19 protein-coding genes are annotated in these 25,371 nt (G+C 43.2%); 10 read left to right on the forward strand and 9 right to left on the reverse strand.

Going from position 1 to position 25,371, the window contains the following annotated elements:
• Window positions 1-94 precede the first annotated feature (94 nt).
• From QA601_13680 to QA601_13710, 7 genes are all read left to right on the forward strand, one after another.
• On the forward strand, window positions 95-967 hold the full coding sequence (locus QA601_13680; protein MDG5816139.1) for a hypothetical protein: 873 nt from the start codon (window positions 95-97) through the stop codon (window positions 965-967).
• Window positions 968-981: 14 nt separating this feature from the next.
• Entirely contained in the window at window positions 982-1,275 is a 294-nt protein-coding gene (locus tag QA601_13685; protein MDG5816140.1) for a hypothetical protein, read from the forward strand.
• Window positions 1,276-1,520: 245 nt separating this feature from the next.
• Window positions 1,521-2,189: a TetR/AcrR family transcriptional regulator gene (locus tag QA601_13690; protein ID MDG5816141.1), complete on the forward strand. Its 669-nt coding sequence runs from the start codon at window positions 1,521-1,523 to the stop codon at window positions 2,187-2,189.
• On the forward strand, window positions 2,186-3,508 hold the full coding sequence (locus tag QA601_13695) for a TolC family protein (GenBank protein MDG5816142.1): 1,323 nt from the start codon (window positions 2,186-2,188) through the stop codon (window positions 3,506-3,508). The genes QA601_13690 and QA601_13695 overlap by 4 nt, the downstream gene beginning before the upstream one ends.
• A 19-nt stretch (window positions 3,509-3,527) precedes the next feature.
• Window positions 3,528-4,613, forward strand: a complete 1,086-nt coding sequence (locus tag QA601_13700; GenBank protein MDG5816143.1) for an efflux RND transporter periplasmic adaptor subunit — start codon at window positions 3,528-3,530, stop codon at window positions 4,611-4,613.
• Window positions 4,614-4,620: 7 nt separating this feature from the next.
• Window positions 4,621-7,707, forward strand: coding sequence for an efflux RND transporter permease subunit (locus tag QA601_13705; protein MDG5816144.1), 3,087 nt, complete (start codon window positions 4,621-4,623; stop codon window positions 7,705-7,707).
• Between the two features lie 89 nt (window positions 7,708-7,796).
• Entirely contained in the window at window positions 7,797-8,624 is an 828-nt protein-coding gene (locus QA601_13710) for a hypothetical protein (GenBank protein MDG5816145.1), read from the forward strand.
• A 680-nt stretch (window positions 8,625-9,304) separates the two neighbouring features.
• Here QA601_13710 and QA601_13715 read toward each other — a convergent pair.
• Window positions 9,305-9,454, reverse strand: a complete 150-nt coding sequence (locus QA601_13715) for a hypothetical protein (GenBank protein MDG5816146.1) — start codon at window positions 9,452-9,454, stop codon at window positions 9,305-9,307.
• Window positions 9,455-9,462: 8 nt separating this feature from the next.
• A complete protein-coding gene (locus QA601_13720; protein MDG5816147.1) occupies window positions 9,463-9,687 on the reverse strand; it encodes a NifU family protein in 225 nt (74 codons plus the stop codon).
• A gap of 372 nt (window positions 9,688-10,059) precedes the next feature.
• Here QA601_13720 and QA601_13725 point away from each other — a divergent pair, with 372 nt between their 5' ends.
• On the forward strand, window positions 10,060-11,742 hold the full coding sequence (locus QA601_13725; protein ID MDG5816148.1) for a cellulase family glycosylhydrolase: 1,683 nt from the start codon (window positions 10,060-10,062) through the stop codon (window positions 11,740-11,742).
• A gap of 2,074 nt (window positions 11,743-13,816) precedes the next feature.
• Here the strand turns inward: QA601_13725 and QA601_13730 are convergent.
• From QA601_13730 to QA601_13760, 7 genes are all read right to left on the reverse strand, one after another.
• The gene (locus tag QA601_13730; protein MDG5816149.1) at window positions 13,817-14,740 is read right to left on the reverse strand and encodes a hypothetical protein; all 924 of its coding nucleotides are present in this window, start codon (window positions 14,738-14,740) and stop codon (window positions 13,817-13,819) included.
• A gap of 264 nt (window positions 14,741-15,004) precedes the next feature.
• Window positions 15,005-15,721: a hypothetical protein gene (locus QA601_13735; protein ID MDG5816150.1), complete on the reverse strand. Its 717-nt coding sequence runs from the start codon at window positions 15,719-15,721 to the stop codon at window positions 15,005-15,007.
• Between the two features lie 492 nt (window positions 15,722-16,213).
• A complete protein-coding gene (locus QA601_13740) occupies window positions 16,214-16,561 on the reverse strand; it encodes a nucleotidyltransferase domain-containing protein (protein MDG5816151.1) in 348 nt (115 codons plus the stop codon).
• Window positions 16,558-16,965 carry an HI0074 family nucleotidyltransferase substrate-binding subunit gene (locus QA601_13745; protein ID MDG5816152.1) on the reverse strand — a complete coding sequence of 136 codons (408 nt, stop codon included), beginning with the start codon at window positions 16,963-16,965 and terminating at the stop codon, window positions 16,558-16,560. The genes QA601_13740 and QA601_13745 overlap by 4 nt, the downstream gene beginning before the upstream one ends.
• A gap of 975 nt (window positions 16,966-17,940) precedes the next feature.
• Complete coding sequence (locus tag QA601_13750; GenBank protein MDG5816153.1) at window positions 17,941-18,621, reverse strand: SprT family zinc-dependent metalloprotease; 681 nt, start codon at window positions 18,619-18,621, stop codon at window positions 17,941-17,943.
• Window positions 18,622-18,623: 2 nt separating this feature from the next.
• Window positions 18,624-21,806, reverse strand: coding sequence for an HsdR family type I site-specific deoxyribonuclease (locus QA601_13755; GenBank protein ID MDG5816154.1), 3,183 nt, complete (start codon window positions 21,804-21,806; stop codon window positions 18,624-18,626).
• Window positions 21,803-22,924, reverse strand: a complete 1,122-nt coding sequence (locus QA601_13760; GenBank protein MDG5816155.1) for an ATP-binding protein — start codon at window positions 22,922-22,924, stop codon at window positions 21,803-21,805. The genes QA601_13755 and QA601_13760 overlap by 4 nt, the downstream gene beginning before the upstream one ends.
• A 216-nt stretch (window positions 22,925-23,140) precedes the next feature.
• On the opposite strand from QA601_13760, the gene QA601_13765 reads away from it, so the two are divergent.
• Both QA601_13765 and QA601_13770 read left to right on the forward strand, forming a co-directional pair.
• Window positions 23,141-24,154 (forward strand): site-specific integrase, encoded by a 1,014-nt coding sequence (locus QA601_13765; protein ID MDG5816156.1) that lies wholly within the window; start codon window positions 23,141-23,143, stop codon window positions 24,152-24,154.
• Window positions 24,151-25,329: an IS91 family transposase gene (locus tag QA601_13770; protein MDG5816157.1), complete on the forward strand. Its 1,179-nt coding sequence runs from the start codon at window positions 24,151-24,153 to the stop codon at window positions 25,327-25,329. Before QA601_13765 ends, QA601_13770 begins: the two co-directional genes overlap by 4 nt.
• The last annotated feature ends 42 nt before the right edge of the window (window positions 25,330-25,371 follow it).

Here is a 25,371-nt window from a genome sequence, read left to right on the forward strand (position 1 = left end):
AATTACTTACATTTAAAAAACGCTTTGCCCGTTACTAATTGATTCAGCTTTCCCTTACTTCTTTGATATAAAAGTTGCAGAAAGGAATCACTGTATGAATCTCAATAAGAGCACCATATTTGTTCTTTCGCTTATTATCTTTCCCCTTATAAGCGGATGCACAAAAGAGAAAGCGGAAGCAATAAAAAATTTATCCCTGATTTTTAGAGAAGAAGCCTCTGAATCGCTCAATCAAATTAAAACTATCATTCTAAAAAGCGTAGAAATGCCCGCGCAGGATGTCGGGGCTGTTGTAAAAGATCTGGAAAGTATACGGGCATTAAATGATGAGAAACTAACCTTTCTTATAGACGAAGCTGGCAGTAGTAACTCAAATTTAAGAAACATAAACCAGGAATTACAAAGCCTCGAAGAACACTACTATCTGTTTGCATCAATCTTCTCTTCACTTCCACAGGGGCATCTGTTTGCATCTGATGCTATAGAACGAGCACAGAAATACTCCAAAGCCTTAACCATAAGAATGATAAACCTTGCGGATGACCTTCACAGGGGTTCTATTCAGGTACGAAGCAATGCAAAAAGAATTGCCCTTATTGAACAGATCAATGATGCTAAAAAAATCGATAATGACTCTCTCCGCAGGAAAAAACTCGAGGTGTATGCTCAGGAAATTATAGCAGTCGCCAAAGAAGAAAAACAAATTAAAGAAAGAGCTATTATTCAGTGCCTTAAAACTGCCTCCATAGGAAAAGAACTCTATAGACTCATAGAAAATTATAGAGACATGGATATACAACAGATCCTTGCTATGACCAATAACGCTATTGAGAGAAGCTCGATGATCTCTGTGGATAATAAAGAAATAGTCTCTCTTCTAAACAGATTCAGAAACTATCAGTCTTTGCTTTCTGAAAAACCACAAGATTCCTCCCAAAGTTCAACTCCTGCGACTATAAACGACTAACAGAGGGAATGGTAATGGCAAAAGAAGCTCAAATTCTTGAGGAAATCTCTCAAACGATTGCTGACTTACAGATTAAATACCGTCGGGCCCGGCTAAACGAAAGAATGCAATTGAAACCAGCTCTTGATGAGCTTATAAAAGAATACGAAAACTATCAGCACAGTGTCTTGAAACGCCACAACTGTGTATCCGGGGAAAACCTTGAAGAGATGAGGGCCATCCGCAAGGAAATAGAAAATGCTGCTGACACCCAGAAACTAATAGCTCTCATTGCAAGGACTGTTACAGCCGTAATAAAGAAATTCTGAACTAAAAGGTTCATTCAAAACCGCTTCCGATTTTTTACTTTTGACCAAAAAACACTATGACCAGTACCGGCCACAGGACGACATATGTAGCCAACTGAGCTGGCTTGCTAAAGAAACAGTCTGTTTTCTCAGTTGAATCCGAACCTGAGCATAGTAATTGATATGCCAGGTTTAAAAGTTTGACTCTCGGGTCGAAAAAGTGTATCTTTTCTTTAAAAGAGTCTAAATTTTAACCGGATTGTATTATGGATTTAAAATCAAGAAGAATAAGAAAAGTACACTCCATGAAGCGGGATCTTATAATGGATGCTGCTCTAAAAGTGATTACCAGGGATGGTTATCAGGGGGCGAAGCTTGAAGACATTGCCCGGGAAGCGGGCTTTTCCAAGGCATCTCTCTACCACTATTTCCCCGATCGTGAGGCGTTGGTTCTGAAACTGATCATAAGAGAACAGAACAGAATAATCGATACGTGTAAAGAAATATTGTTGAAAAATGAACCGGTTACTGTGGTATTAAAGGATTTTTTGAACCTCTTCCTTGAAAAAATAGCTGAAAAGGTTCGGTTTTTCCGAGCTTTTGGTGATTTCTCAGGCAGCGGGTTACTTCAGTTTGCTGATATGGCCCAGAAGCATAAGGATCTCTTTTCTGAGGTGGAAGCCAAAAAGGATGAGATTCAAACTATGATGATTGATTTTGTTAGAGATAGCCAGAATCAGGGACAAATTGATTCCACTCTGGATCCCAAAACGTTCAGTGTTTATATGCTGTCGATGATTCATGGAATTCTTTTTGAAAATTGGCAAACCGAGGGTGAACAAGTTGATTTAGAATCAGAAGCTGAAAAGTTGTTTAAATTTTTAAGTCCCTGGGTTACAGATAAAAACAGTATAGAAACCGGAGGAGTAAAATGAGAAAGGCGATGGTAATTGCAATACTGTCTCTTCTGTGCATTGCCTCTGTCAGCACTTCAGGTGAAAACCGGGTGATGACCCTTGAAAAGTGCATAGAACAGGCGCTTCAGTCCAACTTTAACCTAAAGGCAGCCAGAGAGAAAGTAACCGAAACCGAAGCTGGGGTTCGGGAAGCGCTTGCAGGTTACATGCCTCAGGTAAGTACCTCGGCCAGTTATACACGCCTTATAAACGAACCTGATGTTCCTGATCTCCCCTTACCAGCAGACCAGCAATTTTCTTTGCCTGGCTTTGATGTGGAAAGAAACATCTATAACGCCTCAGTCACTGTTAACCAACCCCTTTTTACCGGCGGCAGGACAAGAGCTGGTCATCAGATGGCAAAAGAGGCTACCAATGCAGCGGATAACGAAAGGATCGCCACCGAAAAAGAGCTTATAAAAGATGTTACCCAGGCTTATTACACAGTACTGTCTTCAAGAAGAAGTCTTGAAGCTATCGACAGCTCCATTACTCTTCTTGAGCAGCTTGTAACAGATTTAAAAAACGGTGTTGAAGTGGGGATGCGTGGAGAGCACGAGCTACTTCAGGCACAGGTACAGCTTTCCAATCAACAACTTACACGAAGACAGGCACAGAGTGGAGCCGATGCTGCAACCGGATTTCTCGCAAATCTTATGGGCTTACCAATAGATAAAGAGTTGCTGCTTGATGATGATATTCCATCTCCTTCGGGATTTGAGATGCCTGAATTAGAAGATCTTAAACGAAGCGTACGAAGAGACAATCCTGGGATCAAAGCTTTGGAAAACCAATTGTCTGTGATAGAGAATCAAAAGAGGATTATTCGGTCTCAAAATCTTCCCAATATTTTTGCTTCAGGATCTTACTCTGGCGATAAAGGTGGTTCTTCACTGGGGGATGGTTGGGATGATAACTGGACCGTTTCTCTTGCCCTGCAATGGAACATTTTTGACGGCGGTGCCGTTCGTCAGCAGCAAAGACAGGCACAGTCTCAATACACCCAACTGTGCCATAGACTTGATTATTTGCGAAGTATGATGGAATATCAGGTTAGAACAGAGTACATGGCGTTGCAGGACGCCTACGAGGCCATTGCAATCAGCCAAAAGGGGCTCGAACAGTCACGACGCTCCTATGAAGTTACTTATGATAAGTTTCATCAGGGAGTCGTTCCCAACAGTGAACTTTTAAACGCCCAGAATTCGCGTCTTCAATCTGAAATAGCCTATTATACTGCTCTGAGTGACTTTTACTCAAAGCTTGCAGATCTTGAATATTTGGTAACATTAGATTAAAAAGAAAGGAAGGAGTAATATGCTTACGAGTAAAGTTGCTTCTCAATTAAAAAGAGCAGTTGTCATACCCGCTGTGTTATTGTTGAGTTTGGTTGCAACAGGCTGCTTTAAGCAGGAAAGTGAAGAATCAGCTGAAGCGCAGCACGAAGTGATCAATTTGCCCGTTAGAGCTTCAGTTGCTCAAAAGCGGGATATCTCTCAGCGGCTAAGGTTTTCCGGAAATATAGATGCATCCAGAAGGCTTTCGGTTGCTCCCGCTTCACCGGGAAGGATCAACAGAATTTATGTAGAGGAAGGGCAGAATGTACGACAGGGCCAGCTTCTGGTTAAAATGGATGATCACCAGCTCCAGCAATCTGCTGCTAACCTTAATCAGCTTAAAAGTGATTACGAAAGAATCAAAACCCTTAAAGAGCGGGGAAGTACAACACAACAGGCCTATGATCAAATGAAAGCTGCTTACGAATCGGCAAAAGCGGGGCATTCACTTTTACAGACCTCTGTTGAGCTTAGGGCTCCTTATGCGGGCACGATCATCGGTAAGAACTTCAATGATGGTGAAATTTACAATGCTCAACTGGGATCCATTGTCCAACTGGCTCAACTTGGAAGAATGCAAATAGAAATCATGGTACCTGAAAGAGAATTTATTCTGCTCAGCCCCGGTCAAACCGCTTTGGTTAGTGTTGATGCCTTTCGCGATACCACCTTCAGGGGAACTATACACACTGTTAACCCCTCACTGAATCCCGTAAGCAGAACTTCAAGGGTTACAGTACAGATAGACAATCCCGACAGGTTACTTAAACCCGGTATGTTTGCCAGGGTCGAAATACTGACCGGCACTAAGGAGAACACTCTTGCGGTTCCAACAGCTGCAATTGTAGACCGAGATGGAGAATCCTTTGTTTTTACTGTGGAGGACTCAGAGGCTCCTTTTGAAACTAAGCCTTCATTGGTCCCGGTGTCTACAGGGTTTATTACCGAAGACTATGCTGAAATTACCTCTGGCATTGATGAGGGAATGGTTGTACTCACCGAAAATAATGTCAGTCTTACAGAAAATACATCAATCAGAGTCCTTTCGATTGACGTAAAGGAGTAAGGGTACTATGAATTTATCTAAATTTTCTGTTACACGGCGTGTAACTATAAGCATGCTGATCTGTATCATTATCCTCTTTGGCTTTATCTCTTTTAACAGGCTTGGATTGGATATGATGCCCGATCTTGAATTCCCCATCATAACTATTTCCACCAGCTATGAAGGTGCTGCTGCCGAAGATGTGGAAGAACTGGTAACCCGTCCAATTGAACAGGCCGTGTCCAGTATCAGCGGACTTGAAGACCTTACCTCTACCTCTTCTGGAGGACTTTCGGTTGTAAGAGCACGATTTGAGTGGGGCACCAATCTGGACTTTGCAGGTCAGGACATCAGGGAAAACATTGCCAGAATCACAACATTTCTTCCCGATGATGTGTCTGATCCCGTTGTGTTTAAAATGGATATGTCACAGTTTCCTATTGTACTCTATGGCGTATCGGGTATGTCTAATACTTCCGAATTACGGTATTATCTGGAAAACACCGTCTCTCCCAGGCTCGAAAGGCTTGAAGGTGTTGCTGCTGTTCATGTTGGGGGTGGCTTAACCAGAGAAATAAATGTCTTTCTCAATAAAACCCGAATGGATCAGTACCGCGTAGGTACAGAAGCTGTAATAGGTGCATTGAGAGCAGCTAATTTAAATGTATCGAGCGGACATGTGGATGCGGGACATCAGGAATTCCTGGTCCGAACAATGGGGGAATTTCCCGACCTTGAAAGTATCGGCAACACAGTCATTACTACCATTAACGGGGCTCCTTTAAGAATCAATGACATCGGAAGAGTTGAGGATACCTTTGAAGAGCGTCGCAACTACATGAGAATCAATGGCCGGGATGGTGTTGTGCTCATGATTACAAAGCAAAGCGGAGCAAACACTCTGGATGCTGTTTTGAATATCAGGGAACAGCTTGAAGAAATGTCTTCCATAATGCCTCCCGATATTGAGTTCATGACCATTTTCGACCAGGGTGAAAGTATAGAAATCGTTACCGGGAATACCGCTGTGTCTGCATTAATCGGAGCGTTACTTGCAATTTTTATGCTCTGGCTCTTTCTCAAAAACTGGCGCCCGACGGTGGTTATTACCATCGCAATTCCTATCTCTATTGTAACGACCTTTATTGGAATGTATGCAATGGGCTATACATTTAATGTTATAACCATTGGAGGTTTTGCCCTTGCGGTAGGTATGCTGGTCGACAATGCTGTTGTGGTAATCGAAAATATCTACCGTCACCTGGAGGAGGGGTTGCACAGAAATGATGCATCGATCACCGGGGCAAATGAAGTGACGATGGCAATCACAGCCTCAACGCTCACTACTGTGGCTGTTTTTATTCCTCTGGCGCTTTCGGGCGGTTTTGCAGGCAGAATCGCGCAACCACTTGCTTTAACCGTGGTGGCTGGTCTCGTTGCCTCTCTTTTTGTGGCCGTAACTATTATTCCAATGCTTGCATCTGTTTTGTTTAAAAAGAGAACACGTAATGTAGAAACGGTTGAAGCTCATGGAGGAAAATTTTTTCACTCCTTTCAAAACAAATATGAAAACGCTCTGGGTTGGGCATTAAAGCACTGGTATGTGGTAGTGATAGTGCTGGCAGGATTAATGGTAGCCAGTGGCATAACCGCAACAACCGTGGGTGGTGAGTTTATGCCTTCCGATGATGATGGTATGGGTCAGGTTACCATAAATTTACCGGTAGGTACTAATCTTCAGGAAACAAACCGTTTGCTGAGTGCTATTGAAGAAAAAGCGCTCGCTATTCCCGAAATCGAAGGAGTTGCCGCGATGGTGGGGCGAATGGGGGGCCGGGGTGGTGGTCCATCCGATGTGAATGAAGGACAGTTGTTTTTTCGCCTGGTACCCTTCTCACAAAGGGAACGATCAACTGAACAGGTGGTTAATGAGCTGCGCCAGTCTATACCTGAACTGAATGATGTGGTGATTGAATTTCCTGAAGGTAACATGATGGGCGGGGCTTCCCATCCCATCGAAATAAAATTCTTCGGAAATGATCTGGAGCAACTGAAGCAATTCGCCGATTCCACTCAGGCACTGTTATCCTCAATGGAGGGCCTGCACGATGTTAATATCTCAATGCGTGAAGGAAAACCAGAGCTGAGAATCTATCCCGACAGAGACAGAGCTGCTTTGATGGGTTTTTCCATGGCAGAGATTGGAACGGGCATACAGCAGGCAAATCTTGGACAGGTAGCCTCACGGTTCCGTGAAGCCGGTGAGGAGTACGACATCCGAATCCGACTGGATGAAGCAGACCGCAATACCCGCCAGGATATCGCCTCTATTCCAATAATCTCACGAGAAGGGATAGTAACACAGGTTGGAAATATCGGTGATATCAAAATTGACCGGGGGCCTATAGCGATAAGCCGCGAAAACAGGGTAAGAAGAGTCTCAGTCACAGCAAACACTACGGACCGGGATATACAGTCTCGTGTTGATGAGATCCGCAGTGAGATGGCTGGGATGGAAGCCTCGATGCCCTTTGGATATTTCGTGGAATATGGCGGCTCTTACCAGGATATGAATGATACCTTTGCTGATCTTGCCCTGGCTTTTCTGGTGGCGGTGATTCTTATCTACATGGTCATGGCTGCACAGTTTGAAAGCTTCTCTCAGCCCTTTATTGTGATGTTTACCGTTCCGCTGTCGCTTATAGGCGTTATCTTCGGACTACGAATAATGGGCCACCCACTGTCGGTGCCGGCATTCATGGGGGTCATTGTGCTGGCTGGAATAGTGGTGAACAACGGAATCGTGATGATCACCTACATAAACCAGCTGCGTGAAAGAGGTATGCAGAAAACGGATGCCATTGTTAAGGCTGCGGGGATAAGGTTACGGCCGATTCTTATCACATCCCTGACCACTATCTTTGGAATTCTTCCTATGGCGGTCACACAGCGTCAAGGGTCTGAAATGCAGGGGCCGATGGGTACAGCAGTAGCCTTTGGGCTATTCTCGGCTACATTTCTCACTCTTTTTGTTGTGCCTGTTATCTATAGCGGAGTCGACAGGTTTTCCAAATTCCTTCTAAAAGGGGTAAAAAGAGTTGTTTTAGGAGAGTGATTTCACTCTCCCTTCCTGCATGATGCAGCGATTTTTGCTTTTCTATCTTCTGTTGTCTTTAGATACCCTTTCCCAACCGGGAGATAGTTATGAAATCGCTGCACATTTTTTGTATCATTCCACTGGTATTAATTGTTTTTGCATTTGCCGAAAACGGATCGATTATTCGGTTTGGCTCCGATATTTCAGTGCCCCGGGGAGAAGAGGTCAGGGATGCTGTAGCTATTGGGGGGAATGTTGAGGTGGCAGGTACAGTAAAAAATGATGCTGTAGCAATTGGCGGCTCTGTTACTTTGCACCAGGGAGCAGATGTGAATGGAAATGTAGTGTCTATAGCCGGCACCATTACCCAGGCAGAAGGTGCTATCGTTGGTGGAGACGTGGTAGAGATCACCGGGCCCTGGGAGATGGTTCCACCTGAAACGCTGTTTCAGATCCTGGTTGGTGCAAGGATAGCCATGTTTGTAGCTCTCCTTGTGCTTTTACTCCTTATAGTCGCTCTTCTGCCCGATCAAATCACCTCACTCGCTTCGGTAATTAAAACCGAACCGGCAAAAACCGTTCTGTGGGGAATAATCGCTACTGTTGCAATTGTTCCGGTCATTATTCTTCTGGCGATTTCGGTTATTGGGATTTTTGTAATCCCGTTTTTCATCCTTGCAGTAGTAATAGCCTTTTTTGTGGGCTACATAGCGGTATCTGTTTTTGTGGGTGATGCTCTTTTGAGGGCAATGCAAAAACCAGATGTCCCTGTAATCTGGAAAGGTCTTTTAGGGTATATCGTTTTGGGAGTTGTGGGGTGGATCCCTGTGCTGGGCTGGCTGGTAAGCTCTGTAGCATCGGTTCTGGGTATTGGTGCGGTACTTGAACTGCTGATTCGATCACGAGCCGGTAAGGTAAAAAACACCAACTCCTGATTGAAAAAGAGGTGTCACACATCTTTAGTGACACCTCAAATCACTACTGTCCACAGAGGTTCTTAATCAGTTATAACACCTCTGCTTTTTATTCGATTATGTGCTTTTTCTTCTTCATTACAAACCGACCTTTTCTTTTTATTTACTCTTCATGATGAGAACGAACGCATGAAGGGGTAGCCGAAAATTCCGGCGTAGAGGATATAAGTTATGATTAAAGCATTCTACAAAGCTAATCGCGGATCGTTTACCCTTTGTTCGCCCTTCGCAGTAAGTCTGCTACGGAGAACGGGCGTTCTTTCCTTTTTTCCTCTCTGCGTCTTTAACTCTGCGTTCTCTGCTTTAAATCATTCTTTTAGCTTTTTCCTATCCGCTCAACTCTATCTATCAGGGTAGTTATAAAACTCATACTATCAATCAAGGCATAAATGTATTTCTGGTCATAGAAAAAATTGTTAAAACGCTGAGAACGCAAAGGGCGCAGACGAAAACGCTTCGCGTTTAGATAAACTCTTTCCATTCAGTTGTAATTAAGACATTTTTCAAGCTAATTGCTGAGCGTTTACACGCAGTTCACCCTTCGCAGTAGTCTGCTACGGACAACGGGCTCCCATTCCTCTTTTTCCTCTCTGCGTCTTCAACTCTGCGTTCTCTGCGACCTCTGCGTTTAAATCATTCTTTTAGCTTTTTCCATCCTCTCCACCCTTTCTAACTGTTACTCTTTTCTCTCTGCGTTTTTTACCTTCGCGTTCTCTGCGCCTCTGCGTTTTAATATTCTCTTCTACTCTATATAGGTAGTCCCTGCGGGCAAGGGTTCCTTTATCGTGCATAGTTCAATCTATACCGACACCACTTCCCGAACTTCCGCAATATGCTCTTTCAGTTTCCGCTCGATGCCATTTTTAAGAGTCATTTGTGACATAGGACATCCTCCGCACGCTCCCGAAAGTCTCACTTTAACCAATCCGTCTTCTGATGTATCCACCAGTTCAACATCACCGCCGTCTGCTTGAAGATAGGGTCTGATTAACTGTAATATCGCATCTACTTCATCTCTAAACATAATTGCTCCTTTTTTTACTTTCCTTACCCTACGCCCGGCCCTCTCGTGTGAGTTTTAAAAAACCCTGCCGGCAGATATGATCAAAACACGGCAAAACCGCATCATCGTCAAACTTTAAGGCTCTATAGCTGGACCTGGCATAGGAAGTATCTCCTATTTAGGTATTGAAATACCTCTTTATCTATTACTACCACCTGGACCTGGTTTTATTGCATTGGTTTATAAATTCATTCAGAAGCAAGGGCAAATAAGCTTCCGTTTCAGCAGAGAAAACGTTGGCCTGTCCTCAGTTGTCCACATTGTGTTTGAATCAATAACTATATTTAGAGTACAGATTTATAATGCTAACACAACCAAAAGGAGGCATTTTTGATGGTTAAACGTTTAATGTTGTTGAGTTGTTTACTGATTTCGACCCTTACGTTCTCTGTTTTTGCATTCACAGAAACGCCGGTGGAGCTTAATGGTGCTCTTCGTGTTGATGGCAACAGGATTGTTGGTGAACATGGAGAACCGGTCCAGTTGAAGGGGATGAGTTTATACTGGTCGATCTGGGGTCCGCAGAAATATTATAACCCACGAGTGGTCAACTGGTTGGTTGAAGACTGGCGAATCGATGTAATCAGAACAGCAATGGCGGTTGAAAAAAATCTCACCGGCGAAGATGTGGGCTGGATATACAACCGGGAAAACCAAACCCATCTGGTAGAAACGGTCATTGAAGCAGCCATAGAAAACGGAATTTATGTTATTGTGGACTGGCATACTCATGAAATCCACACGGAAGCTGCTAAGGAGTTTTTCTCACACATGGCAGAAAAATATGGCAATACTCCCAATCTCATCTGGGAAATTTTCAATGAACCGGTCGACCAGAGTTGGGAAGAGATCGCGGAGTATTCTGAAGAGGTGATAAGTGCTATCAGGGAGCATTGTGATAATCTGGTGATTGCAGGAACAAGGACATGGAGTCAGCGCGTTGATGAACCGGCAGCTAATCCTCTTTCCGATGATAATACCGCCTATGCTCTGCATTTTTATGCCGGATCACATGGTCAGTCTCTAAGGGACGTTGCAGAGCAGGCAATGGATGATGGGATTGCGCTGTTTATCACTGAATGGGGTACATCACATGCAGATGGGGGACGAAAACATGACCGTAACGTGTACAAGGCCGAAGCTGATGAGTGGATTATCTGGGCGTTGGAGCACGATTTGAGTATGGCAAACTGGTCATTGGGTGATATCGATGAGGCTTCGGCGGCACTTAGACCGGGGGCATCTCCCAGAGGACGCTGGAGACCCGGAAGACATCTGACCGAATCGGGAAAGTTTGTTCGCCAATGGATAAGAGATATCAATACAGTTAAATATGATGATGGTTCCCCAAGGCTGGTTGTAGATACTGATGGACCGGGAAGTATCACCGTTTCGCCTGAAAAAGAGTATTATGATCTGGGTGAAACTGTAACGCTTACAGCCAAGCCCGATGAGAATGCTAACTTTGTAAGATGGGCTGGTTCGGTTACCGATACCGAACAATCTCTGACTGTAACAATGGATGGTCCAAAGAGGATCAGGGCCAGATTTCAGGAAGAGGTGGAGTTTCAGTCACCCGGGCTGGTAAATGGTGATTTTTCAGAAGGAAGAAAGGGCTGGACATGGTTTCTTTTTACCGATCATGATGCCGATGCTTCCTTAGATATCTCTGATAATCAGGCCAGGGTCGAGATAAAAAATAAGGGAACAAATTACTGGAATATCCAGATCTTTCAGGGAGACCTTACCCTGATGACCGGTCATACCTACAGGCTCACTTTCGATGCTTCTGCTGATGAACCAAGAGACATTCTGGTGGCTTTCAAGCATAACGAAATGCCGCATACTGAATACTATGGCGAAAAGATTTCACTCAGTCCGGAGATGACAACCTTTACTGCAGAATTCACCATGGAAAATGATAATGATGATAATGCACGGTTAGAGTTCAATCTGGGTGAGTTGAGTGATATACCTGTAACCATATCTAATGTTAACATTGAAGTTGTTGAGTAGTACTGATCAAACCAACGCTACTTTAGTTGTTTTGAGCCCCTGCTTCTGCTTTGGAGGTGGGGGCTTTTTTTAATAGACCGTTTTGGGAAACAGAATATCTACATTAATGATCCTCTTTTTCAACTTTTTCTACACGCAGAATGAAGTACTCTAATTGTTGTTGAATCTAAGATGAAATTTTTCTTGTAGCATCCCGGTTCATGTTAAAATATCCTCATTTCTTTAACATGAAACCTTGGTCATGTTAAAAATTCCTTATTTCTTTAACATGAAAACCTGGTCATGTTAAAAATTCCTTATTTCTTTAACATGAAAACTTGGTCATGTTAAAAATTCCTTATTTCTTTAACATGAAAACTTGGTCATGTTAAAAATTCCTTATTTCTTTAACATGAAAACCTGGTCATGTTAAAATTTCCTTATTTCTTTAACATGAAAACTTAGTCATGTTAAAAATTCCGGATAATGTAACTCGTTTGGACTATCCACGGGAAGAGGAAATGTTCAGAAGATGAAGTGTCCCTACCGCGGTTTTGGGTTTTCCCTTATTTCTATTTAACCATACAAATGCAGCCCTTTGCTTCAATTCTCTACCATTTATGTATTTCGATCTGCACTCTTTTAACCTTACCTGCTCTGGTTTGACGAGCCCCAAAACTTTGAATAAGTTCTTCTTATATATTGCTATCCCTGTTCCCATCTTCGAATTCCACATTCCAAATTCTCACATTCAAAATTCTTACTACGGGTCGCCCGAGGCGAAGGTGGCCACCCCCCAGTAACGCCTGATGACAGAAGTTAGGTTCCTCACGGGGGCGCCAAGAAGCTTGCTTGCCCCGTGTAAGCGTGAAGGGAAAGGATATCTTTGTACTTATCCTTTCAAAAGAGTTGTGGATATCTTGTCTTTTTCTGCATTGTTTAGTGTATCCTAAACCTATATCTCTTTTGCTTTCAGGTCGCCCGGAAGTAAATAAAAACACTTACCGGGATACCCTGAGGCAAAGGTGTTGTAAGTACACAGGGGCGAACGGAAGTGAGCACCACGAGAAAATGTCAGGGATATCGATCCGCCCCGATCACCGGCTCGTGAGTGTTTTCGCCGGTCTTTTTCTTGGGCCATCGAGTCTTCGAGTTTGGCCCCTCCCCGACGAAATCACGAACAGAAGAGCCGGTGCGGGGCTCTTAGGGCGTTCTTTGCCTACTTTCTTTGGCCCTGGAAAGAAAGTAGGTCGCCGAAGGCAGCATAGGACAAGAGTAATCTAAAATTGAAAAAAGATCGTAACCCGGGAACGTTATATTCAATAGTTTGGCGTAAAGCGCTGTCCTGGCGCTTCAAGATAAAACAACTTGAGTTACTAGCAAAATTAAATATCTATTGTTTGATTTCAACAGAATAGCATAAAAAAACAACTGAAGAAAATTGATCATAATATCATAGATGAAGTTGTACAAGGTAAACATGTCTGGATATTTGCTAAGCCAAAGAAAGTACACAGGGGCGAACGGAAGATCGTGCTCTTCGGCCATCCATGGCCTACGAGTGCCTACTTTCTTTGGCCCTGGAAAGAAAGGGCTTTTAACAAAAACAGCGTTTCTTAACGCTGGATACCTTACCCTTAAGGAATGGAATGACAAAGTAGGTCGCCGAAGGCCGTGCACGAATAAAGTAATTCTATTTTTGAAATCTGCATCTTTTAGTGTATCCTGAAGCTATACCTCTTCTGACTACGGGTCGCCCGAGGCGAAGGTGGCCACCCCCCAGTAACGCCTGATGACAGAAGTTAGGTTCCTCACGGGGGCGCCAAGAGGCTTGCTTGCCCCGTGTAAGCGTGAAGGGTTTGGTGTTTTTTTTATGTTGCTCAAGAACTTAAAGTAGCACGGTGAGAAATTGGTAAAACGCATGTATTTCCATTATCGAAAATTATATAGATTTTGTAATCTTTGACGTACTCTGCTTTTTGAAGTCTGGTGTCATAATCGCCTCTCAATCTAATGGTTCTATTTGTGGAGGGATACTGTTTTAGTGGCCATTTCCCAACTTTTTAGCAACTCATTTTGGTACTTAATGCGGTTTCTATTTTTTTCTATTCCCATTATCTACCTTTTTCCAACTTTCTTCAACTAATTCAAATGTCTTTCCATTGAAAACGAACTTGCATTTGCAATTTATCGAATACTCATTGTCAGCAAATACATCAAAGCTGAACTTATCTTCGTCAGTCTCGCCACTACAATAGCACTGTGGTGTAAGGTCATCAATATGATAGTCAACAGCTATAGTTTTGGTCTCGTGATTATATGAAACCCCTTCATTCCAATCCCTACTACTTACTGAATACTTGAATTCTTCCTTGAATTCATTGTCTTTGAAAGTGATTAAGCGAACAGACGTCTCAAAACAAGATAAGCACACTCTTGCACTACTTGTCAGAACATATTTTGTGCCTTCATCAGTTTTAAGTGTAAAAATACCGTTATAACCGTCTGATTTAAAGAACGAATTAAATTCTGCCAATTGAGTTGAGTCCTGTGGAAAAAATTCTGTGTAATGAGTAATAGAAATTCGGGATCGATATGTTCCGCCTGTTTTTTCATCAAAAGAGAAATTGTAAAGTTTATTGTCTTCAGAAACTACTATTGATAGCTCATTAGAATTTAGTAACTCTTTAATAGAAACTTTGCAAAAGTATGGGTGTTTTACTATTTGATTAATGTTTTCCGTAATCTTTCTTTGAAAGTACATTATCATATAATAACTTTGAATTGAATCCTTGTTTTCAGATAACATTTCATCATAGTATTCATCTTCAAAATCTTCTTTAATTTCCTTCTTAGAAAGACCAAAAGTCGAAATTGAATAATATTCATCAGCAAATGGAGAGAGTAGTGAATATTGATTTAGGTATTGATTAGTTTCTTCAATTAGCTTTTCAAAGTCAGACTTTGTCTGTCCAAACACTATAATTGGAAGGAGAATTACTGTAAATAGTATTTTCATTTTTTAGTTGTCGTTTCTTTTTCAAAATCCCATGAAGTTGAAAGATTCTTCTTAAAATACCCCAAATACCCATTTCCGGCAACCATCTGCGGTCTAAAACGCAGACCTGTGCTAAACGCCGCCGAAGTAGACCCAAAGGGCGCTCGTTTTCCGTAGCAGACTACTGCGAAGGGTGAACAGAGGTGCAGTGTTCTTTTAAATTTATACCTCCGAAAGTCTTTTTCCGCATGGGGCATATTCCTTTCCATTTTTCGTTTTATCCATTCACGGTCTTTTACTAAAAAAATTATCAAAACGTAGGCTTACACCTAATACAAGAAATAAACCCTCATCATCAAAAAAGATAGGGTTGCCTCCTATTCTAATGGCACCAATACGTCCGTTTTTAAACTCGTATTGAGCAAAAAGATATGAAAAAGAATAGCCTAATCCTGCTATCCCTGTTTTAATATTCAAGATTTGGCAACCAATTTCAGGAGTACTCATTCTTCTAAAATATTTAAAATTATCGTTAAATGTTATTAGCCTGACAAAATTAACTGAAGGTAGATTAAGGTACAGGTTGTAATCTTTGTAACCCAAGCTCATCTCGATAGCGTCCCAGTAATAAACCCCTCGAGAGAAGCTTCTGTTTTCATAAAATAATGACGACGTGTATTTAAAACTGAAAAATTGTAACTCTTTTTCAATTCCTAAGCTAACTCCAAGTAAACCATTGTTGTACTGCATCTTCATATCTAAAAACTCGTTAATATCATAGGTTAAAAACATATGAAGACTAATTTTTTGATGGCGTATTTCTTCTACAGAAACAGTCTCTTCCCTTGGTGTTGTTGATGTTTCCCTATTAATATATGAAAAGTCAGGAACAGGTAATGTGTCATATATTTGAAAATTCTCATAGGTAGAAATGAAGCTATCCCTGGGTCCATCGGGAAAGGATCTTGTATAAATGTAATTTGTATATTTATGATAATTCAAAAAGACATCCAACTCCATACAATGTAAGGAGCATGCGCATAAAAACAATAAAGAAAAAAGTTTACTAATCATCTTTGATTTCCAATATCTTTTTAAGATACATATATTAAGTGCAGTAAATGCCACATTTCCAGTGCTCTTTTCCCTCACGCTCCGGCATACATTTCTATAATAACCCATTCAGAACAAAAACTGACATACCCAGCGGGTATCCTTTATCTGCTTTTTCAACAATCCTCGCCACTGATGAGTGTTTTTGATTCGAAGTCAGACTCATGTTTCAGTTTCCATCAAACAGCCATTAATCAAACCAATCGCTTAAAAACCACTATATGTTGAGGTTTTCGCTTTTTGAGATTAACCTATACAGTATCATCCCAGCGTACTATCAAACAACTATCAAACAAATCCCGCATTATCTCCTTCGGCCTTAGCCCAGAATGGCAGCTAGCTGCGATTGCGGGTTCCAGCGGCCACGTTTTCACCCTCAACTTATTCACTCCTGCCTTCTTCAACATTCCCACCCCGCCCAGCACCCTCTCTCTCATATATAACCACCCCAAATTCTCTCACATGATTCTTCACAGCTTCTGATGTAACCGTATGCTTTCGTATCAAATCAACAGAGTAGGATATATTCAAAGCCTCCATCTGACTCATGAGCTGTGATTCATCGCGAAGGGTCAATTCCTTTCCAACCAGCAGAATATCAATATCTGAATTATAGGAATAAGTACCCATAGCTCGCGATCCAAAGAGGAGTGCCTTTTCCACTTTTGAATTTGATGCTAAAACGTCTTTAATGAGTTTCAGTTCTTTCTCTGTTAAGCCATATTTCACCTGGTATAGTCCTCGTTTATACGAGCAATGGCATCTGTTATCATTGGGAAGTAAACCTCTTTTATCACTTTCTCTGCTTCATCGGCAATAGATTTATTATACGTGTGCGAAAGCCTGTCGCGACTTTCCAGTGCTTCCAACCACACCGCTGCATCTGCGATAAGTCCTTGTTCAAAGGCAAGTCGAATCGCCTGTCGGGGACTGTTTACCTCATATCCTTCATAATAAAGTTTGTCTTTAAATGTTTTCCAGCATAGTTCAAAGGTGAACTCAAAAACCTGAACAAGACCGGCAAGTTCAAGCTGTGAGTAACTCTCTTTTGCACAGGCATCTTTAAATTGTTCACCTGCAGCTAAAAGGTTTTCAAATCGTTGTTTCCATCTGATTTCAGCACTATTACTCATTTTTTACTCCTATAGTTAGCACTCATAGCCAACCCCACCAGATTCATCTTAATCTCAGCCTCAAGTCTGTCCGGCTCCGCAAATTGCCCTTTGAGTTGTGCAGTAAGCCTGGCCATCTTTTCGAAAAAAGGCTTACTGTCCTTAAGAAACGCTGGCAACCCAGGACGGGTTGCATGAACGAACGCCCTGGGAGCCCCGCACCGGCTCCTCTGTTCGTGATTTCGCCGGGGAGGGGCCAAACTCGCGGACTCGATGACCCCGGAAAAAAAGACCGGCGAAAACACTCACGAGCCGCTGATCGGGGCGGATCTATATCCCTAAGGTTTTCTCGTGGTGCTCACTTCCGTTCGCCCCTGTGTACTTACAACACCTTTTGCACCCATCTGGGGCCCATTTGTTGAACAGAGTCGCTGCTTACCCTAAATCTAACCCCTGATGTTATGGAGATTGGATTTCTTTTCTTAGCTTGCAAATTAATGTATTAATATAGGTGAAGGCCCTGGAGGTGTAAATATTTTGCTTATAAAAATTGTTTTGGGAGCAAAACCTTTAAGATTAAGATGATCGATGTAACTCTGCCATAGCGTGCTCACGTATACCTCCTCTGCGAATGGATAGATGTTTTTGTCGCAGAAAAAAGCATATTCAAGTGCTTAAGAAATGGTTTTTTTGAGGAAATTTGTTGGAGGTGTGTAGGATATTTGGGGGAAAAGTGTGGTTTTAGCTGCTGGTAGGCTGATTGCGTGTAGCGGAAGTTGTCGTAGCGTAGCTGAGGCAATTTCGGAGAGAGCAATACTCCACCAGAACCGGCTACACGCTGTTATATGATGTGGTTGGGAGGTGGGTTCCCAATGCTCTCGATTCACTATACATATGCGCCTTTTCTTCCTTTAAAAAAAACTTGCCCATTTATTTCAGCTGGAGCACAGACTTATACCGATCTTGCCGATGTGACGTGCGGAAGCTGGTTCCTTTTCAAATCTCTTCCTCGAGAATCTGTCCATTTTCCAGTAACCACTGTTTTGCCTTTTCCACTTTTGAAGAGTGTGCCCCAATGATATTCCAAAACCGGGGTGTGTGGTTGGCTTCTAATAGGTGGGTCAGCTCATGAATTATCACATAATCTATGACATACATCGGTGCCTTAATCAGTCGCCAGTTAAAATTCAGATTATCCCTGGTTGTACAAGAACCCCAGCGAAAGCGGTTGTCAACAATTTTTATGTTGGAGAATTTCACCCCAAGCTCATTGGCAAATTTTGAAGTCCGAGGAAGGATTTTCTCCCTGGCTTTTTCCATGTACCAAATTTGAAGTACCTTCTTGCGCTCTGCTGAAAGTCTCTCCGGAATCAGGAATCGCTGCTCAAAACGGACCTCCTCTGAGCTGTTTTGAACTATTTCTATTTGATATTGACGACCAAGATAGAGAGCTGATTCGCCATTGACCAACTCTTTGCCGGGTGGATGAGCTAAGGCGTACTTTTGCGCATGTCTGGTCTTTTCATAAACCCACTGCCGTTTTGATTCGATTACAGAACGGATTTTCTCCTCAGAAATTGATTCCGGAGCAAGAACAACCACACTGCGGTCACGTTCAACGATTATGGACATCTTTTTTCGTTTATTCGAGCGTTTGATTGTATAAACAAGTTCCATGCTTACTCCGAGTAAAGGATCGTATCGTTATTCTTTTTTGCGATTTCCATAACTCTGCTGATGATCCGGGCCCGGTTCTGGAGTACATTTGGCAGTTTTGAATAATTTGGCTGCAGAAGTATATTTTGAATCTCGGCTCTGAGTTTATTGCGAGCAGGAATGCTTTCCCAAAAACCTGCAAGCTTCAGTTCTCGTTCTATGATTAAGAACACCTGTTGTGTAAGGTCAACCAGAATAGAGATCTGGTCCTCTTCACTGAAACCATATTTGGGCGGCTCCTCGGCTACTTTTCCAGGTTGCACAGGGTCGCTCTCAGACAGCCCAAAGATCTCTTTTTTGAAAACCCGAAAAAATGGCATCTGCTTTTTGCGGTGGAGACCGTAAGTTGGTTCTTTGCTGGCATTCTTGATATTTTCGCGCAGTCTCTCCAATTCTTCATAAATTTTCTTCCAATTATCATCAAATTCCTGAAATATCAGCGAAAGAGCCTCCGCAAAAGAGGCCTGTAAATCCGGGTCATCATCCAGTTCAACATCAAGGTAATGGCGAATGGCGTGTTCCACTTCTGCGGCTTTGGTTTTGGTGCGGTTACGCTTACTGACATTTTTCTGAAAGTCTTCATCAAATATTGATATCGGCTCAATTTTTTGATCGATATTTTTAGACTTCAGATACTGGTCAGTAATCGCACGCAGCTTTGGTGGTATTCCTTTCATACTCAAACGCTCATCGCGCAAATGTTTTCCAGCCAGAACATTGATTTCTGAAAGAGCGTTGTAGTCAGGCATGAAATCCAATGCCTGCCGGGCCGGAAAGAGCAGATTCAGACATTTGGTGAATTTTTTGAAGGCCTGCATATAATCAAACCGTAACTCTTCATCATAGAAAACATCAAAGAAGGCATCATGATCGGTAAGATCGGTCAAACGGTGTTTTTTTAAGAGTCCCATAATTTCAGCATGGCTGTTGTGAAGATTGCGGATCTCCTCTTCCGGATAGCTCAATGCATCCAGTATCTCTTTCTGTTCCCGTTCATCATAGGAATCGATGGCTCTCTTCAGGTGATGTCCCACACCTACATAGTCCACAACGAAACCTTTTTCTTTCGTATCATCACTTACCCGGTTTACCCTGGCAATTGCCTGAAGAAGATTGTGATCAGTGATAACCTTGTCAAGATACATAACCTGCTCAATGGGCGCATCAAAGCCGATAATAAGCATATTGTTGACAATGAGTATGCCCATGTCTCCGGTAATCCCGTCATCTTTACCACCATAGCTCAGCTTAAAACTCTTGATACTGCGTTCATGTTTTAACTTGTCCGAATATTGTTTCAGATGTGGCAGATCGTTATGTGCACCGGAAATGATAACATCCGATTGAATGTTCTTAAGTTGTTCAGGATCTACTCCGCAGGGGTTTGTCACTTGCAACTCTTCAGCCCTTTTTTTCAAAGCTGCATCAATGTGCTTCTTATAGCGCACCGCTGCTTCCCTTGAAGTCGCGACGACTTGAGCCTTATAGCCATTGGGAAACACATGGGTAAGATAGTGTTCTACCATATCCCCAGCTTTGGCTTTTATTGTCGAATCTGCTTCAAGATAAGCGTCCCTCGAGCCATAGCCGAGAATTTCCAGTCTCTCCTGGAGGTTATAGTCACTGAACACGTCCGTAAACGCCTCATCCATTCCCTCCTGGTCAGGTACTTCTGCATTATGAGTGCGGCCTTCATAGACGATCTCAAGCGTTACACCATCCTCGATTGCCTGGCGCATGGTGTATGTATCGATGTAGTCACCAAACACCCGCTCTGTCTTGTCAATAGGGGTGCCTGTATAGCCAATTTTCGCGGCATTCGGGATACCTTTATCCAGGTTCGCACCCAGCATTTTGTATTGCGAACGATGAGCCTCGTCCGTCATGACAAGGATATTGGGACTGTCGTTGAGTTGTGGAAAAATTTCGGTCAAGTCAGCCTCGCGAAACTTATGGATCATGGCCATCACCAGATCAGAAGTATCTGCGCTCAGAAGCTCTTTGAGTTTTTTTATACTACCGGCCACCTTTACCGTAAAACCAACGCTGCGACTGGTTTCATTAAGCTGATCCTCCAGTTGAGTGCGATCGGTCACAAAAACGATTTTCCAGTTTGATAAAACCGAATGCAGATACATCTCCCGAACCATAAACATCATAGTGAGCGATTTGCCTGATCCCTGTGTATGCCAGATAATGCCGCTGCGCTCACGCGGGGTTTTTCCCTGAATCAAACGATTTACCGCCAGCTTAACAGCTCTGAACTGCTGATACCGGCCGACAATCTTGATCGTCTGCCCCTTATCATTAGTTGAAAACAGGGTAAAAGTCCGGATAAGATCAATGAGATTTCTCTTGTCCATCATGCCTGCCACCAGGCGCTGCTGACTGTTGGGGCTGCCGGATCCGTGGTCGAGGTCATTCAATGTGCGTGGGTAGGGATCGGCCCAGCGATAGAAATGTTTTTCGCTGTGAGTGGTTATTGTGCCAAATTTTGCATCCTGTCGGCACGTAGCAACAACAAATTGGTTGAAATAGAAAAGTGGTGCACTGCCTTCCCCCTTGGCTCCGCGCTGCTCACTGTAACGCAACATCTGGTTGATGGCTTCGGGTATGGCATCTTTGAGCTTGGGGGATTTGCACTCAATCAGTACCACCGGCAAGCCGTTCACAAACAGAACGATGTCCGGAATGATATGGTGCTCGGTGCCTAAGATTCTAACCTTAAACTGACAAACCGCGATGAATCGATTGTTCGTCAATGGGCTTGTGTGAAAATCGATAAACCGAACCGTCGGGCTTTGCTCCCCCGTTTTACGGTTTTCGCTGACACTTGTATTTTCCAGTAGCAGATGGAGCGCATACTGGTTGTTCTCGATAAGGCCCGTTCCCGGAAAACTTGCCGTTAACTGTTTAGCAACCTCTTCAACCTGATCTTCCTCAAGCCAGGGATTGATCACTTTGAGCTGCTCTCGCAGCACCTTCGGCATGACCACTTCGGTGAAATTGTCGCGGAAGGTATGGGCCGGTGTCTGCTTCTCATCCTTCAGGTCGATAATTTCCCAGCCAAGACCGGACAGCTGATCGAGCAGAGGTTTTTCCACATGATTGCGTTCATCGAGCTTGTATTTGTCCGATTGTTTCATTTTAACACTTCCCAATGCCCCTTTTTTGTTGGTCCTACATGACGTATACGATCCTGCTTTTTCAAATTTTGCAAATGGTATTTTATTCCATCTTCACTTAATCTTAGTTGTTGTGCCAGTTCCCGCCGTGTAATAGATGGCCGTTGCTTCAACAAAAGGACAATTTTTTCTTGGGTAGTTTCTTGGGTAGTTTCTTGGGTGGTTTCTTGGGTGGTTTCTTGGGTAGTTGATTCTTTTCTACCCACCCCCGAACTTTTCCCCGAACTTTTTCCCGAACTTTTCTCAGTGCTCTCAGTTGCAGATACACCTCGCAGCGCTGCCATATAAGCTTCAGAAAATGGAAACTCAACCCATAAATCGTAGCCATCTATTGTGATGAAAGGGGGTGGTGTATCTGCATCGCGGCAGGCGGAAACAATCCGTTCAATGCCCCGGCCCCAGGATTCAATCTCTCCAGAGCGGAAAAAAGCGTTGGCAATATCGGGATTAAATGGCTGAGAAGCGTGTGGCCCCAGCAATGTCTCGACAGTCCAATTTTCCGGAAGGATCGCCGGGTTCCAGATTTTCAGTTTGTTTTCATACACACGAATCTGAATCGGTGCAGGTACGGCATAGTCCCGATGTACCAGTGCATTTAGTACCGCCTCGCGCAAGGCTTCATAAGGAACAGGGTACTGCTCAACGCGCTGAATACCTTTGTAACTGATAGCCGCCTTCATGTATTTGGTGCGGAGTAAATCAACTACAGTGTGCGCCTGTGAAAAAAGAGAGCAATGGATTTCATCATGGTAGGCCAGTTCAGACTCAGAGACAAAAAAACCGATTTTGACAAAAGCCCCGGTGATAAACCTATCAGGGTCTTCATGAAAAAGCAGTATTGCCGAGCGTTTCAGGTAGGAGCCTTCGGTTAGTTTTAACTTTTCCAGCAACCCCGGATCGTTCGCCGATAAGTCCACCTCGCTTAAACGTCCACTGGCAGCGGCCAACTCACGAAACTTTTTGATACTTGCAAAAGACAAATCATCAATCGTAACTCCTGGCATAGGAACCGAATCCCAGGTTCGCCCCTGTCTTTGCAGAAGAAAACGATCCAGAGCGGCGCCTTTAAGTTCCTGCAAAGTACTTCCGCTGCGAATGTAATAACGTCCCCGGAAGCTTATGGGGTTGTTGAACAAAGCCTTCGGCAGTAAAAACCTACCTCTTACCCAACTTTCATCTATAGCATAACGAAAAAAAACGGCCACGCAGGGTATAATTTAAATTGGGTGCTTAATCCAGTTAATTATAACTGCCTCGTGGAAGGCGATTTCTCACCCTCTTCAAAGGAGCGTCTTATGACTCCACTGCGTGCCCGTTATATCGCTCATCTTCACTTATTGGGTTACTCTGAAAAAACTCAGCGTAATTATCTGGAACCTATTATTCTTTTTTCACGTTGGCTTAAACGCTCACCTGATACTCTAACAAAGGATGAGCTTCACAGGTATCTTCTCTATCTGAAGCTTGAGCGCAAGCTTGCGGTCCGTACATTAAATATACATATGTACGCCCTGAAATGCTTCTGTGAATTTGTTTTACCCGAAGCTCAAATTATGTCTCCTTACAAACGCCTCAAAGAGCCAAAGCACCATCCTGATATCATAAGCAGGGAAGAGATAAGAGCAGTAATCGCCACTGAAGAGAATCTCAAATACAAAGCCATTATTGCAACTATCTACTCCTCTGGAATAAGACTCGATGAATGTGTTAATCTTGATGTTTCTGATATAGACTCCAAACGCATGATTATTCACGTGCGCCATGGTAAGGGGGGAAAGGATCGAATCACTGTTCTTTCTCCACAAACCCTGAATATTCTCCGTGAATACTGGTTGAAATTCAAGCCTCGCACCTGCCTTTTCGAAGGAAATGTAAGAGGTAAGCGCATTGGAAATCGTACAGTTCAGGAGATCGTCGCTGTTGCAGGCTTTAAAACCGGTTTACGTCGCCGTCTTAAAGCACACTCTCTGCGACACAGCTTTGCCACTCATCTTCTGGAAGACGGTGTACCGATTCAGGTAATTCAGCGTCTGCTGGGACACTCCAGACTGGACACCACTAACCTCTATACTAACGTAAGCAGTGCTATGCTTACCAATGTAAAAAGCCCACTCGATGCCCCTTCCCCTCAATCAGTCAGATCAGATGTGGATAAAGCTAAACCAAAGAAAAGAGGTCGTCCCAAAGGGAGCACAGCTGCAAAGAAGAAAACTTCTGCAGTGAAAAAGCCTGCTAAAGTTACAAAACCTCTCAAAAAAAGCACCACTAAACATGCAACCCCAAAAACCAGAAAAGGGGGGCGCAGATGAAAACCACTATAAAACTCGCAGACATATTCAGCGCATCTTTGCAGGATTACATTCATAAGTATGGCAAGTTACCTCTTGAACACTCTAAGGCCGTTAACGCAATTATGAACTGCCGCACAGAGACGATGGGTTATCATCAGTATGAGTGTGAGAGCTGCCATGAACCCCAGACACATTTCCATTCATGCCGCAACAGGCACTGTCCTCACTGTCAGGGGTACAGTGCAATGCAATGGGTCCAGGCCAGGGTAGAGGAAATGCTTCCGGTGAGCTATTTTCATGCAGTTTTCACTGTTCCTTCTGAGCTTAATCCATTTGTATTGCGCAACAAGAAAGTAATGTACTCGCTTCTGTTCCGTGCTGTGAAAGATACTCTAAACCAGCTTGCTGCTCAGGAGAAGTGGCTCGGTGCAAAGATCGGCTTTATTGCTGTGTTACATACCTGGGGGCAGAAACTTACGGACCATCCGCACCTGCATTGTATAATCCCCGCAGGTGGACTTCGTTTGAAAGACAACCGATGGAAACACTGCAGAAACAACTTCTTCGTTCATATAGAGGTGATAAAACAGGTGTACCGCGGTAAGTTCATTGAGTACTTTAAACACGCTGTTGCCACAGGGGTTATAAAATATTACGGTGTTCTGGAAGAGTACACCCATAAACATAAGCTAAACGATCTGATAAGTCTTCTCTACAGAAAGGAGTGGGTTGTTTATATCAAACCCTCGTTTGCATCTCCCAAAGCAGTGCTTAATTATCTGGGTAATTACACGCACCGCATAGCCATAAGTGAGAAACGAATCCTCTCCTTTAAAGACGGAAAAGTTACTTTCACCTATACCGATTACAGGAACGACTGTAAACGCAAGGTAATGACACTCTCTGCAGTGGAGTTTATCAGACGGTTACTGTTGCATATTCTTCCCAGTGGCTTTATGCGCATACGACACTTTGGTCTCTTTGCTAACCGTGATCGCACCGAACATATAAACCTGTGCAGGAAACTACTGGGTGAGTATGCGCTGGCTGCAAAAGAAACGCTCACCTGCTGGTGGGAGCAGATACTGCAGAGAACAGGAAAACATCCACTGATATGTTCAAAATGTAATGCAGGGTTATTACAACTGGTCTTTATAATGCCTCCGGGCAGGAGGTCTGTAATGGTAACATAGGAGTGAAATGTGCGATAGTTAGTATGTAATGTTGTTGTTATT

This window comes from Chitinispirillales bacterium ANBcel5 (genome assembly GCA_029688955.1).
Lineage (GTDB): Bacteria > Fibrobacterota > Chitinivibrionia > Chitinivibrionales > Chitinispirillaceae > Cellulosispirillum > Cellulosispirillum alkaliphilum.

Coding starts and splice junctions, on each gene's coding strand:
- QA601_13680 (MDG5816139.1), top strand. CDS start 95: ATGAATCTCAATAAGAGCACCATATTTGTTCTTTCGCTTATTATCTTT.
- QA601_13685 (MDG5816140.1), top strand. CDS start 982: ATGGCAAAAGAAGCTCAAATTCTTGAGGAAATCTCTCAAACGATTGCT.
- QA601_13690 (MDG5816141.1), top strand. CDS start 1,521: ATGGATTTAAAATCAAGAAGAATAAGAAAAGTACACTCCATGAAGCGG.
- QA601_13695 (MDG5816142.1), top strand. CDS start 2,186: ATGAGAAAGGCGATGGTAATTGCAATACTGTCTCTTCTGTGCATTGCC.
- QA601_13700 (MDG5816143.1), top strand. CDS start 3,528: ATGCTTACGAGTAAAGTTGCTTCTCAATTAAAAAGAGCAGTTGTCATA.
- QA601_13705 (MDG5816144.1), top strand. CDS start 4,621: ATGAATTTATCTAAATTTTCTGTTACACGGCGTGTAACTATAAGCATG.
- QA601_13710 (MDG5816145.1), top strand. CDS start 7,797: ATGAAATCGCTGCACATTTTTTGTATCATTCCACTGGTATTAATTGTT.
- QA601_13715 (MDG5816146.1), bottom strand. CDS start 9,454: ATGCACGATAAAGGAACCCTTGCCCGCAGGGACTACCTATATAGAGTA.
- QA601_13720 (MDG5816147.1), bottom strand. CDS start 9,687: ATGTTTAGAGATGAAGTAGATGCGATATTACAGTTAATCAGACCCTAT.
- QA601_13725 (MDG5816148.1), top strand. CDS start 10,060: ATGGTTAAACGTTTAATGTTGTTGAGTTGTTTACTGATTTCGACCCTT.
- QA601_13730 (MDG5816149.1), bottom strand. CDS start 14,740: ATGAAAATACTATTTACAGTAATTCTCCTTCCAATTATAGTGTTTGGA.
- QA601_13745 (MDG5816152.1), bottom strand. CDS start 16,965: ATGAGTAATAGTGCTGAAATCAGATGGAAACAACGATTTGAAAACCTT.
- QA601_13750 (MDG5816153.1), bottom strand. CDS start 18,621: ATGGAACTTGTTTATACAATCAAACGCTCGAATAAACGAAAAAAGATG.
- QA601_13755 (MDG5816154.1), bottom strand. CDS start 21,806: ATGAAACAATCGGACAAATACAAGCTCGATGAACGCAATCATGTGGAA.
- QA601_13765 (MDG5816156.1), top strand. CDS start 23,141: ATGACTCCACTGCGTGCCCGTTATATCGCTCATCTTCACTTATTGGGT.
- QA601_13770 (MDG5816157.1), top strand. CDS start 24,151: ATGAAAACCACTATAAAACTCGCAGACATATTCAGCGCATCTTTGCAG.